This window comes from Microseira wollei NIES-4236 (genome assembly GCF_020521235.1).
GTDB classification, from domain to species: Bacteria; Cyanobacteriota; Cyanobacteriia; order Cyanobacteriales; family Aerosakkonemataceae; genus Microseira; species Microseira wollei.
In genome coordinates this window covers 1-13,314 of the sequence record NZ_BLAY01000229.1, presented here as the reverse complement: position 1 = coordinate 13,314, position 13,314 = coordinate 1, and the positions used below count along the sequence as shown (strand labels likewise).

At 47.5% G+C, this 13,314-nt stretch carries 9 protein-coding genes; 3 read left to right on the top strand and 6 right to left on the bottom strand.

Annotated features, from left to right (window positions below; all coding sequences use genetic code 11):
- Positions 1–527 precede the first annotated feature (527 nt).
- The 3 genes from MiSe_RS43040 to MiSe_RS43030 form a co-directional block, all read right to left on the bottom strand.
- Entirely contained in the window at positions 528–722 is a 195-nt protein-coding gene (locus MiSe_RS43040; protein WP_226592422.1) for a hypothetical protein, read from the bottom strand.
- A gap of 52 nt (positions 723–774) precedes the next feature.
- A complete protein-coding gene (locus MiSe_RS43035) occupies positions 775–6,558 on the bottom strand; it encodes a DUF4347 domain-containing protein (protein ID WP_226592420.1) in 5,784 nt (1,927 codons plus the stop codon).
- A 1,016-nt stretch (positions 6,559–7,574) separates the two neighbouring features.
- A complete protein-coding gene (locus tag MiSe_RS43030; RefSeq protein WP_226592418.1) occupies positions 7,575–8,909 on the bottom strand; it encodes a glycosyltransferase in 1,335 nt (444 codons plus the stop codon).
- A 617-nt stretch (positions 8,910–9,526) separates the two neighbouring features.
- Between MiSe_RS43030 and MiSe_RS43025 the strand changes: the two genes are divergently transcribed.
- Together MiSe_RS43025 and MiSe_RS43020 are read left to right on the top strand one after the other, a co-directional pair.
- Entirely contained in the window at positions 9,527–10,009 is a 483-nt protein-coding gene (locus MiSe_RS43025) for a peptidoglycan-binding domain-containing protein (RefSeq protein WP_226592416.1), read from the top strand.
- Between the two features lie 183 nt (positions 10,010–10,192).
- Positions 10,193–10,804 (top strand): CHRD domain-containing protein, encoded by a 612-nt coding sequence (locus tag MiSe_RS43020; protein ID WP_226592414.1) that lies wholly within the window; start codon positions 10,193–10,195, stop codon positions 10,802–10,804.
- 101 nt (positions 10,805–10,905) lie between these two features.
- Here the strand turns inward: MiSe_RS43020 and MiSe_RS43015 are convergent, their stop codons facing one another.
- The 3 genes from MiSe_RS43015 to tnpA form a co-directional block, all read right to left on the bottom strand.
- Entirely contained in the window at positions 10,906–11,172 is a 267-nt protein-coding gene (locus MiSe_RS43015) for a hypothetical protein (protein ID WP_226592412.1), read from the bottom strand.
- Between the two features lie 11 nt (positions 11,173–11,183).
- Positions 11,184–11,477, bottom strand: coding sequence for a type II toxin-antitoxin system RelE family toxin (locus tag MiSe_RS43010; RefSeq protein WP_226592411.1), 294 nt, complete (start codon positions 11,475–11,477; stop codon positions 11,184–11,186).
- Between the two features lie 222 nt (positions 11,478–11,699).
- The gene (tnpA, locus tag MiSe_RS43005) at positions 11,700–12,170 is read right to left on the bottom strand and encodes an IS200/IS605 family transposase (protein WP_226592409.1); all 471 of its coding nucleotides are present in this window, start codon (positions 12,168–12,170) and stop codon (positions 11,700–11,702) included.
- A gap of 87 nt (positions 12,171–12,257) precedes the next feature.
- Between tnpA and MiSe_RS43000 the strand changes: the two genes are divergently transcribed.
- On the top strand, positions 12,258–13,314 hold a 1,057-nt coding region (locus tag MiSe_RS43000; protein WP_226592407.1), incomplete at its 3' end, for an RNA-guided endonuclease InsQ/TnpB family protein.

Genomic DNA, 13,314 nt, shown 5'->3' with positions numbered 1-13,314 from the left:
GACAACGGTTTTACTGCCACAATACAGTAGCTCGACTAAACGATAGCCAGGTAGAGCAACGGTTGTATTGAAGGTGCTGTTCATCGGGAGTGACCTCATTTGATACAATATCTTGACTATTATGCCCGTTAGGCCAGTCGCGCTAACAAATCGGCAAAGTCAACACCAACAGGACTTAAGCAAAGAAACCGGGTTTCTCTGAAAAATCGTCGATTTAGAACCAGAGATTGACGCAGAAACAAAGGTGATAGGTCGCCCAAGGGTAAGTCCTGACCAACTCAGTTCCTTTGCCGATTTCAGAATTGACTGCGATCGCTCATATTTAATTCCTTCTAATTGCAGGTAAATCTTTGAATTCACGACTAAAGCCAACTGGCACATTTAATTGGGTTTGTAGTAGCGCTGTCTTCGCTTGATTTGGCGAAGACAGCGCTACTACAAGCCTCAAAATTGACCGAGTAGTGTGACAGTTGGCTTTAGTCCTATGAATTGTTCCTATATGCTAGAGCAATTTTTGCCAAGTTGTGCTAAGAAATTGATAGCTCTATAGGACTGGTAATTGTTACATTACTGTCATGGGATATGCCTACGGCACGCTCAGCGATCGCACCACAGATTTTTGAGTCTTTGCCAGTCGATCGATCGGTGGGCAGTTCACCCAATTGTTGCTTCAAATCCCAGATATCAGCAATCTTGCTGATATCAAGGCATAGGGAAGGCAATAGGACATTGCCTTCCCTATTTACCTAATATTCAGATGGCGGTTTCTAGACATTACACCTGTACCAGGAATGCACTGGTGTTGAGTTGGGGTGCATTGCTCAACTGGGCAAACTGACCACCCACTCCAAAGCCAGAAGCATTACCATTGGGGTTATAGAACAGGTTGCCATTGCTGCTGTTGTAAACAATCCTGGCGCTGCTACTGGCTGCTGCTAGATCGCTGGTAACCGTGTTAAAATCGCTTGCGACCAAGCCACTGCCAGGAGGGCTGGTGAGTGCTCTGAACGTGTCCTTGCTCAACACAATCTTGTCACCTTCTAGCAGGTTTAAGTCGGTAATCGTATCTACACCCAGCGCTTTGAATGGCTGCACATCTCCTTCGACCCCAAAGGAGAAGTAGTCGGCTCCCTGACCACCCACCAGGGTATCGTTGTCGCGTCCGCCAATCAGGGTATCGCTGCCTGCACCCCCCCGCAGCCAATCATCGCCACTCAAACCGTTGAGGATGTCGTTGCCACCCTGACCGTTGATCCCATCGTCGGAGTTATTGAAACCATTGACGCTGTTATCCAGTTCATTCAGGAAAGTGACAGAGTTGCGATGGGAAAGGCTGTTCGCAGTAAAGTTGGCATTAACGACATCAAAACTTTCTTGAGGGGTAGTTTGCCCGTTGAATAGAATATTTGCCAGATCCACGTTTGCACCCGTTGCTCGAGTCAAGTTGTCGAGATTTTCTAGGGCAAAGTTTTGCAAGACAACTTTGGTATTGGCAACCCCTTCAAAAGTAATTTCCAGGTTGGCTCCTACCTGGTTCAGCAGCATTTTATCGGCTGTCAGATCTGCACCTGTGAATTGAATCGTGTCTGCTTCAGCTCGGATAGCCGTGGAGGGATTATTATCTTTGCCAACACCTGTGAAGTCAGTGATTGTAAAGGTGCCACTTCCTTGGTTGATTGGGAAGGTTTTGTTGCCTCCTTTACCAGACTGAGCCAGGGATTCAACAGCCCCGATATCTACTGTGCCGCCAAGGATGCGATCGAACCCTGTGCCACGCTGATCGGTCGTCGTGCCAATGGGAATGAGGGCATTGTTCCCAGCATTCATAGCAGGGCTACCTGCCACCAAAGCATGAGTCTGAGTCGGACCACCATTGTTCGCCAGGGGTTGGATGGCAGTACCAATGGCTCCTGGCAAGACAATATCGGTGGCAACGGTGGAAAAACCACCCCCATTGCCGTTCTGCCCAACTAGGTTGTAGCCACTAGAGGTAAAGGTGCCGCCAGTGCTGGTGTAAAGAAAAACCTCAGAACCTGTTGGCGCAGAGTTCCCAGCCCAAATACTGTTGCTCACGGTCACACGTCCACTACTCCAGATGCCACCCCCATTGGTACTAGAAGAGTTGCTCGTCAGGGTGCTATTGGTCACGGTCACACGCCCACCCGTAGAGAAGTCAGAGCTATTGAAGATACCTCCACCATCATTGACCGACGAGTTACCACTCAGGGTACTGTTACTCAGGGTCAACACTCCCGTGATGCCGTTGTAGATACCGCCCCCTTTAATCCGAGCGAAGTTGTTGTTCACAGTGCTGTTGGAAAGGGTCAGGGTGCCACTGTTGACAATGCCGCCGCCTCGATCTGCCTGGTTGCCTGTGAGAGCGCTGCGGTTGAGAGTCAAAACTCCCCCATTGCTGATGCCGCCAGCGGCGGCTCCCCCGTTACCATTGGTAACAGTCAGATCGTTGAGCGTTGCAGTCACGCCAGAGTTGATCTCAAACACCCTGGAGGCATTGTTGCCACTGATGGTGAGATTGTTTGCCCCAGTGCCCAAGATCGTGGTGTTGTCGGAGAGCGTGAGTTGTCCGGTTGTGAGGGTGATGACATCGGGGGTGGCATCGGTGAAGACAGATCCGCCAAAGGTGATGGTGTTAGCTCCAGCAGAGGCATTGGCATTCACAATTGCTTGCCGCAAGGAGCCTTCCCTACTGTCGTTGGTGTTGGTGACTACGAAATCGTTAGCCGCAATGGTCACTGTACCCGTCGTCACATTCCCTAAATTGTAAGCAGCATCAGCAACCAGGCTGAGGGTTAGACTTTCGGCGGCTTCAGCTGGTAGGTCGTCGCTGGCAGTCAGGGTGAGATCGACAAAGCTTTGCCCTGCTGGAATTACTACGGTGGCGGTGGTACCGTTGATGGTAATGCTGCCACCACTGAGGGTGTAGTCGCTGGGGTTGAGGTCGGTGCTGCCACTCAAGTTGAGGTTAACCGTGAGGTTACCACCAGTGTCGTTACCGCGACTGATGCGGTAAGTTCCGGGGTTGTTTCCCGATTCGGTGGCGCTATCATCTATTGCGGTCAGGGTGAGTGTGGATTTGAAACTGGATTCAACCGCACCAATATCTATATTGCCGCCCACAATACGACTGGAGCCTCGTTGGTCAGTGGCTGGAGCACCAACATTATTCCCGGCATTGACAGCAGGGCTACCTGCCACCAGGGCATGAGTCTGAGTCGGACCACCATTGTTCGCCAGGGGTTGGATGGCAGTACCAATGGCTCCCGGCAAGACAATATCGGTAGCAACGGTGGAAAAACCACCCCCATTGCCGTTCTGCCCTACTAGGTTATAGCCTAAAGAGGTAAAGCTTCCACCTGCGTTGTTTACCTCAGCCCCAAGGCTCGCACTGTTACCAGCGACGATGCTGTTGCTCACGTTCACCACAGCGTTGCTCCAAATACCGCCGCCGTAGTAGCCAGCACTGTTACCCGTCACGGTACTGTTGCCCACCGTGAGGTTGCCACCTTCATTCCAAATGCCACCACCACCAACACCTGAAGAGTTGCCACTGACGGTGCTATTACTCAGGGTCATCGTAGAACCAGGAGCATTCCACAACCCTGCGCCCCAGCCATAAGCCCGGTTGCCGCTGATGGTGCTGTTGTTGATGGTTGCGGTTCCCAGAGCATTAAAGATGCCGCCGCCACCATTGGATTGGGAATTGCTGAAGGTGCTGCTGTTGACGGTGAGGTTGCCCCCATTGTGGTTAAAGATGCCGCCACCATCCCGGACTGCTGCTTCTGTGAAGGTGCTGTTGTTTACCGTTACAGTACCTCCGCTGTTAAAGATGCCGCCTCCTGCACCGCCGCCGCCGGGACCGTTGTAGGTATCGGTTGAGTTACCTTGAAACTTGCTGTTGTTGACGGTAAGGATGCTGTTGTTCCAAATCGCAGCCCCTTGAGTGTGGGCGTAGTTGCTGTTGAGGCTGCTGTTGTTGAGGGTGAGATTGCCCTGGTTGTTAATGCCGCCGCCTTCGGCTAAACCGGCATTGCCATTAGCAATGGTGAGATCTTGCAGCGTTGCAGTCACGCCAGAGTTGATCTCCAACACCCTGGAGGCATTGTTGCCACTGATGGTGAGATTGTTTGCCCCAGTGCCCAAGATCGTGGTGTTGTCGGAGAGCGTGAGTTGTCCGGTTGTGAGGGTGATGACATCGGGGGTGGCATCGGTGAAGACAGATCCGCCAAAGGTGATGGTGTTAGCTCCAGCAGAGGCATTGGCATTCACAATTGCTTGCCGCAAGGAGCCTTCCCTACTGTCGTTGGTGTTGGTGACTACGAAATCGTTAGCCGCAATGGTCACTGTACCCGTCGTCACATTCCCTAAATTGTAAGCAGCATCAGCAACCAGGCTGAGGGTTAGACTTTCGGCGGCTTCAGCTGGTAGGTCGTCGCTGGCAGTCAGGGTGAGATCGACAAAGCTTTGCCCTGCTGGAATTACTACGGTGGCGGTGGTACCGTTGATGGTGATGTTGCCACCGCTGAGGGTGTAGTCGCTGGGGTTGAGATCCGTGCTGCTGCTGAGGTTGAGCTTAACAAGTAGATCGCCACTGATATTGTTGTCCCGGCTGATGCGGTAGGTGCCCGTATCATTACCAGACTCGGTAGCGGTGCTATCAACCGCAGTGAGGGTGACTGTGGCTAGTCCGCCTAATTTGGCAACAAAAATATCGAAACTTGCTTGGCTGGTGATGGGATCTATACCAGCACCAAAACTAGCAGTATTTTGGAATTGACCTGTAGTGTAAATTGCTCCGGCTTGAGTTGCATCAATGTCAATGGCAGCATCATTTCCCGCACCACCTGCCCCAGTTGCCCACAGGAAGTTGCCGTTGCTATCTAGCTCTAAGGTAAAGATGTCGTAGCCACCATTACTGGTGAGGTTGAAGACTCCAGAGCCAGGATCGAAGTCAACAGTTCCTTGAAACTGACCCGTGGTATGAATGTTACCAGCGCTATCTAAGCTGATGCCCAAACCACTGCTGTTCGGAAAATCTTTCGTCCAGAGGGCATTTCCGGCACTGTCGAATTTAGAGATAAATGAGTTGGTATCGATAGCCCCATTGATATAAACGTTGCCAGCGCCATCAACGGCTACCCCGTAAGCATAGTCACCAGCTCCCCGAGAGATTTGCTGGCTCCAGACGTGATTGCCGCTGCTGTCGAGTTTGACCAAGAAAGAATCGACTCCAGAGGCGGTGAAGTCAGGAGCATTAGAGCCAGGACTAACATCCAAGGTGCCAAAGAAGGCTCCGGTGAGATAAGTATTGCCAGCACTATCCACGGTCATCCGTTGAGGATGTTCATTACCGTAGCCTTGAATCCCTTGTGCCCAGAGGAAGTTGCCACTGCTATCTAGCTTGGAAACCCAGATATCTCCCCAATAGGAACCCAGTGCTGTGATGTTAGCGGTGCCTGCCCCTGGGTCGAGATCGATGCTGCCATTGAATTGTCCAGTGGTGTAGATGTTGCCAGCGGCATCTAGTTTAATTTCGTAGGGATTTGAGTTACCGCTACCCTGATATTGCTTGACCCAAATCAGGTTGCCGCTGCTGTCCAGTTTAGAAATGAATGCATCAGTCCCACCTGTCCTAGTTAAGTTCTGCACGCTGGAACTGGGGTCAAAATCGACGGTGCCTTGGAAGTGCCCGGTGGCATAAACATTCCCAGCGCTATCTACGGTGATGCCAAAGCCGCGATCGCCACCTGTGTCGCCATAGCTCTGTGCCCAGACAAATTTGCCATTGCGATCGAGCTTGGAGATGAAGATATCGGTATCTCCAGCACTGGTCAGGTTATAGGTGCCGATACCCGGATCAAAGTCTACCGTTCCTTGAAACACCCCTGTGGTGTAAACATTGCCTTCTCGATCCACCGCGATGCGATAGCCATCATCGTCCCCTGAGCCGCCAAAACCACGCGCCCAACTATATTCCAAGGGTTCGCTCAGAATGTGAGGATAACTTGCCAAGGTTTCGGCTGGTAACGGTTGCAGAAATACCTTTTCACCTAAGGTGGCATCGAGTTCCCAGTTGCCACCCAGAGCTGGATTGCCTACTGCTGTTGTAGATGCGGCAATATTGGCTCCAGTTAGCTGGTGCAGTTTGGCAATGAATTCGGCTCCCGCATCCCCAGCGGCAACATGGCAGCCATAGAGGTGAAGGGAGTGGCGAGTGCCAAGTGGTTTTTTGAACCATTGCTGGAGCTGATGTGCATAGTCCTCTAAGGTGTCGAGGCACAGTTGGGTGTTGCCCAGAAACAAGCAGCCGGGGATGCCGTGGGCAATCAGGTGCAGGCTGGTAATTTCTGGGTGATTGGCAAGAATTTGGGTAATTTGGGCGATCGCATCCTGGGATGGATCCAGCACATACCGCTCGACTCCCGATCGCACCCCAGAAAGCAAATCCTGATAATCGCTTACCTTTGGATCGATAAAAACGACAGAACGAGCATCATCGGTAGGAGAGTGCGCGAATGCAGAAGTTGTATTAAAGTTCATGGTTGTGATTCCTGGATGTGATTGCAAAGAATCAAGTATTTGTAGGCAACTGTATCCGGACTCCCAGTGCCAGCAGTGGGTAATTTCTTTAGTCCCGATCCCAGTTCTTCCGCACCCGTTAGATAAAAATTACGCCAAGGCTCCGATTCTGATTGATGCACCGTTCTTGCTAACAAAACCTGTTAACGGACTAGCCGTATTTTTAGTTCTTAGATCGCAGTATTCGCCTTGGATAAATTGCTGGTTATATTGAGCAATCCTGTTGCCCAATCACCAATTGTAATGACTGCGTAACATGCTTACCCAATGCCCCATTCTTTGGCACTGGGTGTTGTTTGGCCTCAGTTTTTAAACGTAATTTGTTAGCAATTTACGTTGGCCTTTTTTTTTTGAAATAAAACTACTGTTGTGTTAATTTAGCTTTTCTTGTGAAAAGAGACAAGAAAAAGTAATTTAACTTAACTTTTGGATTTGATCCACGTGTAAAATTCGCGAGACTAAAGTCTCGCGCGGTCACCCTGGTCGCGCATACACGGGGTTTTCGCACAGTATTCTATAATAATCCCGGTATGCCCTTCTACGATAGTTAAATTTGATAAATCTGCGTTACGAAATTGATACATTCGGTCAGTAACTTGATACAGTTCTCCCAGTAGGGTGAGTTGCGACTGTCGCCATAGGCTAGGATTAACCGTATCGGGAGCCGGTGCGCCTTGTTGGATAAAGTCGGTAAAACGACTAATATCCCAAACCGCTAACCCGCGATCGTTTTTGATCGTTCCATTGTCAAGGAGAGGCGCAATAAAACCCCGCTGAGAATCTTCAAAGTCTTGGGTATTCTGGAAGGGAAGTTTATTTAATACTCAGCATTAACCGTCTTGGTGAAAGTAGTTGCGTCTTTTCTGCGATCGCTCATATTTGATTCCTTTTAAGTGCAGGTAAATCTTTGAATTTTTCCTATATGCTAGAGCAATTTTTGCCAAGTTGTGCTAAGAAATTGATGTCATGGGATATGCCTACGGCACGCTCAGCGATCGCACCACAGGTTTTTGTGTCTTTGCTAGTCGCTCAATCAGTGCAGAAGCTGTTGCCGAACCGTTAGTCAAATCCAACGCTGCTTTCAATTCAGTTGCTCGCTCTTGCAATGCAGGATTGCTTTGAATTGTTTGCACTTTTGCCAACAATTCCTGTTCGTCAAACCGCTCGATGTTCAAGCGCAAACCAACTCCCAAATATTCAACTCGACTGGCATTATCCCCCTGTTCTCCAGCGATTGGCATCACAATTGCAGGTTTACCCGCCGCCAGGGTTTCGTTTGTTGTGTTGTTACCGCCGTGTATTATTGCCAAGTCAATTTGAGGCAGAAGATCCACTTGAGGCACGCTGGAACATAGCAGAACATTTTCAGGAATCCTCTCGCGAACCAATTTAGAATAGGCAGTCCCGGCACTGATAATAACTTGATATTCAGGTCGAGCGAGCGCCTTCATTATTTTTCTCAAAACATCAGGTCTGTCGTTGGACATGGTGCCAAAAGACACGTAGATTTTGTAGCGATCGCCTCGCAATTGCTCAAATGGAAAATCCCTCGTTTTCCCGCTCCTGTTGCTAAAGCAAGGCCCCACAAAAAAAGTGTTATCGGTCAAGTTATCGCGCGGTGCTTCAATCGCTTCCACACTCGTCACCAAATTCAACCATTGGGAATAGGGTTGTCGCCAAAATTCGGCTGAAAAATCGGGCAATCCAAACTGCCGTCTTACCCGGTTTACTTGTCGATCTAATCTAGCCAAAACAGCCTTCTCTTTACGCACAAACTCCCCTCCAAAAGTGGCATAGTCCTCTCGAATCGGTAAACCGCTGCCAAAAGGGGGAATGCTTTTACCTCGGAATGGTAAACCCGTTTGATAAATAACAGCACAAGGAATTTGGGTAATTTCTGCGGCTAAATAAGAGGCGAGGAAAGTGAAATCTGTAGCGATCGCATCTGGTTGCGATCGCTCAATATATCCCACAACCTGTTGAGTAATATACTTGAGTCCCGTAGGCAGGAAACCCATCAGAAACTCAAGTTCATTATATCCTGATAACTTTGGTGCCAAACTGGTTGCCACCAAAAAAGTTGCAGCCAGAGGAATTGGCATCGAAATCAGTTCGACAGGAATGCCATTTTTTTTCAGAATTGTAGGAATAGCAGCCGCATTCTTCAGCGTGCCAATATTTGAATTTACCCCGGCGCGACCGGGAACCATAAATTCCACTTCATGTCCATCCGCTTGCATTTGCAAAGCAATACTGAATAGGGGATTAAAGTGACCAAACATCGGTTGAGTTAGAAATAGAATTTTGCTCATATTCATTCTCGCCTCTCACGAAAGAACTACTGATATCAAATCCGCCTAAATCGCACTTATTCAATTACCTATCTCTTCTTTTCTCTTCCCTTCCCGGTTCTGCGCCTCTGTGGTTAGTTTAATTAGGTATTCTTCTAGCGCAAAGGGAGTAAAAGATTGTAGGGGCGGGTTTTACCAATAATCTTTGCTAACAACAGATAACTTAAATAAACCCGCCCCCACCGCGAGCGCTCTCCACAAATAACAGGATTTACGCAGCAACACTATATGTGGTGGTTAAGGTGCCGTACTCTGCTGGAAGAGAGCACCCTACATTTAGAGCCTTTGCTTAAGTCCTGAACAAGACATCAGAGACAATTACAATCTCGCAAATATATCTGAAAAAATCATTACCGAATTCGGCGAAATTCGATTTCCGGATCTGGCAATCGAGATTTCCGACTTTGGCAACTTGATGTTTTGTTGCACTTCCCTGTCCTGATTGCCGAAAAGTGCAATCCCCAACGGTCAAAAGCAGCAATCGGGATTGTCTGAAAGTATCAATGCCTTCCCTGGGCAATTTTTTCCATACTGAAATTATCAAACCACAAAAACATTGATTTGAGGAAGCTAAACCAATGGCAATTTTCAGCGACACTGAAGGCACCCATGCAGGACACACCACCTTGAAAAAAGGCGCCACAGGCGAAGAGGTCAAACATCTACAACAACTGCTCAATCATTTCTACGGTTCCGTACTCACCGTTGATGGCAACTTTGGCTCTAAAACTGAAGACTTCGTTAAGCAATTCCAAGCAGCTTGCAGCCTAACTGTTAATGGAATCGTTGGGTCAGAGACTTGGCTTGACTTAGAACAAATTAAATCTCACACCGGAAAACCCCACCCTACCTTACGCAATGGCGACAAAGGCGATGAGGTCAAATATCTACAAGTGCGGCTCAATGGTCACTATGGCGCCAAACTCGTTGTTGATGGCAACTTTGCCTCCAAAACTGAAGTCCTGGTGAAGCAATTCCAAGCAGATCGCAAGCTAACAGTTGATGGTATCGTCGGGTCAAAGACTTGGAGTTTCCTAGAGCAACCTAACTATGACGTTTAGGGTTTCATCTTGGATTCTTTAGCGACATTAACAGGTCTTAGGCTCATATTCCGGGTTTCTATTGAAAATCGTTGGGAAAGGAAACTAGAGATCTAAGCAGAAACCCGGTTTCTAGGTTCGTCGTGGGTAAGCCATGATCCAGACGAAATTTGTTTCCCTATCCATTCAATCAGGTAAAACTAAATGAGAAGTTTTATTGGCTTATTGATCGGCACATTATTTACCCTCGCGATCCTATTTGGTTCGCCTACAATGGCTCAGAATCAGCAATTCGGAGACCAGTCATTTACCGAGTACGAAGCCTATTTAAATCCTGCACAAGAACTAGGACCTGCATCCGGGTCAAAAGCAAAAGGCTATGGTCGGCTGCGTTTCCCTAAAAATCTGACAAAAAGTGATATTAATGTCCAACTTGCTGACATCGATCCGGCAAACGTGACTGCGTTTCACATTCATTGTGGCACGCCAGATGTCCTCGGCCCCATCATCGTTAACTTTGGTCAGTTTGGTGACTTTAAGAACACCATTGTCAATGGTCGCTTTTCTGCTTCCGTTACCAACGAAAAGCTAACCTTTGTCAAACAACCACCTCCACCCCCTAATCTCTCTAGCGGATTTAAACTGCCTCTTCCTGAAGGTTGCCCCAGCGATATCATTATTCCGGCTCAGATCAATACGATTGCTGGCATGGAGGCTTTAGCTAGAAAGGGAGTCCTTTATTTCAACCTTCACACCAAAGGACACGAATTCTACGGCGAAATGAGAGGTCAGATATATCCGGTTCAAAAGGCGTAATCTAAGTTGCTAATAGCTAATGGCTAATGGCTAATGGTAGAGCCGGAAAGTATTTACACGGACAATTAGCAATTAGCTATTCTCTTTTAACTTGAACAAAATCAACTCAGTCCCAATTGTTTCTTAACATCCGCCATTGAAACTCGTTTTCCATTACTCCTACGTTTTGCTAAAAATGCCATTAATTCCTGATTTTCCGAAGTGACGCTGACTTCCTGCTCAAAATCATCGCTATCTCCAACATCAAACCCTTGCCAATCTTCAAGCGATAACAATATAAATTGTTGTCCGTCTGTCGTTTGCAAAATCAAGCCTTCCTCTTTAACCATCGCGAGTAGTTCAAGAAGAAATTTTTGTTCTGGTGTCACTTTCACTACTCTCATAAATCCCTCCGTTTACCACGTACAAATAACTGATTACCTATTTTAAAGCCGACAACCTCAATGCTGACAATCTGGACATTATTCTCAACATTGTAAAACAACCGATATTTACCAGTCCGCAATTCCCACTCAGCAACATCATTAGGACGCATCCGAAAACGGTTACGAGTTTCTACAGTTGGTTCATACTTGAGTTGAGTATCAATCTCGGCAATGATTGTTTGTTGCTCAAACTTTCTGAACGATTTCAGGTCTTCAATTGCTTCTAGTGTAAATTCAATGTCATACATTCTGGTGTTAGTTTTTTGATGAGCGGGAAACTTTTTTGCCGATTGCAATATCAATGAATTTCTTTGTTGCTGATGCGTTCGCGCAAGCGTTGGGAGGAGGCAGGAGGCAGAAGGCAGAAAGCAGAAGGTGAATGGTCGTACAGAAAGCTTTAACTTTGATCCACTCAACCAACCTCTTCCCTCCTGCCTCCTTTAACAAAACCTGCGGAATTCCCCATCCGCCTATGGGGTGGGGATGAATAGCAGGGGAAAAATTAGGGGTTCGATGCCCCTAATTTTTCCAATCTCCCGCCAGATTGATGCGTGAATATATTTTTTGACTGTCTCCAGAGGCGCTCCACCACAAGAAACAATGCACTTGGAGTCATGCCACAACTTGGCTTTTCCCCAATAATACTTATCAATTTCCGGTTTATACTTCTCCCTGAGAACCCTGCTACTAGCAGACTTAAGCGAAGCAATTAAATCGGAAATATTATTATCTGGATGCAGATCGATGAGCAGATGAACGTGGTCAGCTTCGCCATTGCAGTCGGACAGCTTTGACTTGTTCGCACTTAACACTCGCTCCAACACGTGCTTCATATCCTGAAGCATTTGCTGCGTAAGCACTTTCCGCCTATATTTGGTCACAAAGACGATATGCAGGCAAATAGAGAAAACGACATGAGAGCCGCTGTGTAGTTTAGTCATGCAACCTTCTTGTCATATCTAAAAAACATGATATAGTAATTTTATTGTAAAACGCCGACCGAAACGATCAAAAATAATAAACAACACATGACAACAAGAAGGCAAACATTTCAACTGTACCCCAACAAGCTGCAAGAGAATAAGCTGTTTGAGGCACGGAGAAATCATGCCTACCTGTACAATGCCTGCATAGCTCATCGTCGCTATGAGTGGAGATCCTCTCAAAAAACCGTTACTTATTTTGAGCAGCAAAATTGCTTGCCTGCATTCAAAAAAGAATGGATTGAGTTTGCTTATTTGCACTCACAAGCACTGCAAGCTACGGTCAAGCGTGTCGATTTGGCTTATGGTGCATTTTTTCAAGGATTAAGGAAGAAGCCCAAATTTAAGTCAATTCGCGACTACTCCGGCTGGACTTATCCAGCTACATCTGGCTGGAAGGTCAATAGTAACGGTAAGCACGGAAGCATTGCTCTGAATGATTTGGGCATCACGATTAGGATGCGCGGTCAATCAAAACAGTGGGGCGTTCCTACCACCTTAACTATTGTTTACAAGCCTGGTACAAACCAATGGTTTGCATCATTTACTGTTGAAGTTCCGACGCCAGAAACCAGATTTGGTTCTGGTTCAGACTTGAATTACAAATCAATAGTATGCTTTGATTTAGGTACAGAAACGGCACTAACTCTTTATGAGGGGAAAACTTTTACCGAACTGGAAAATCCACGCTTTACCCAGCGTTGCGCTCAGCTAATTAAGCGAAAATGTTCAGCTTTGAGGCGTAAGCGCGCGCCTAACCGGAAAAAGAAAGTTAAAGCCTCAAGGCGTTGGAGGAAAGCGAGAAAACAGGTATCTAGGCTTCAAAGAAAAGTAGCTAATCAGCGCAAGGATTGGCAGCACAAGGTTACATCAGAAATCGCCAGTCGTTATGACATCGGTGTAACCGAACAGTTGAATACCAAGTCCATGACGCGCCAATCAAAAAAAGGCAGCAAACGTAAAAAACAGAAAGCCGGACTCAATAAGTCAATTCTTTCTGTTGGGTTTAGTACGCTCAATAAAATGATGGCGTACAAAATCGAACAAAAAGGTGGTTTGATGCTGATACTGCCTACAAAACAAATAAAACCATCACAGCGCT

Coding starts and splice junctions, on each gene's coding strand:
- MiSe_RS43020 (WP_226592414.1), top strand. CDS start 10,193: ATGAGAAGTTTTATTGGCTTATTGATCGGCACATTATTTACCCTCGCG.
- MiSe_RS43035 (WP_226592420.1), bottom strand. CDS start 6,558: ATGAACTTTAATACAACTTCTGCATTCGCGCACTCTCCTACCGATGAT.
- tnpA (WP_226592409.1), bottom strand. CDS start 12,170: ATGACTAAACTACACAGCGGCTCTCATGTCGTTTTCTCTATTTGCCTG.
- MiSe_RS43030 (WP_226592418.1), bottom strand. CDS start 8,909: ATGAGCAAAATTCTATTTCTAACTCAACCGATGTTTGGTCACTTTAAT.
- MiSe_RS43025 (WP_226592416.1), top strand. CDS start 9,527: ATGGCAATTTTCAGCGACACTGAAGGCACCCATGCAGGACACACCACC.
- MiSe_RS43010 (WP_226592411.1), bottom strand. CDS start 11,477: ATGTATGACATTGAATTTACACTAGAAGCAATTGAAGACCTGAAATCG.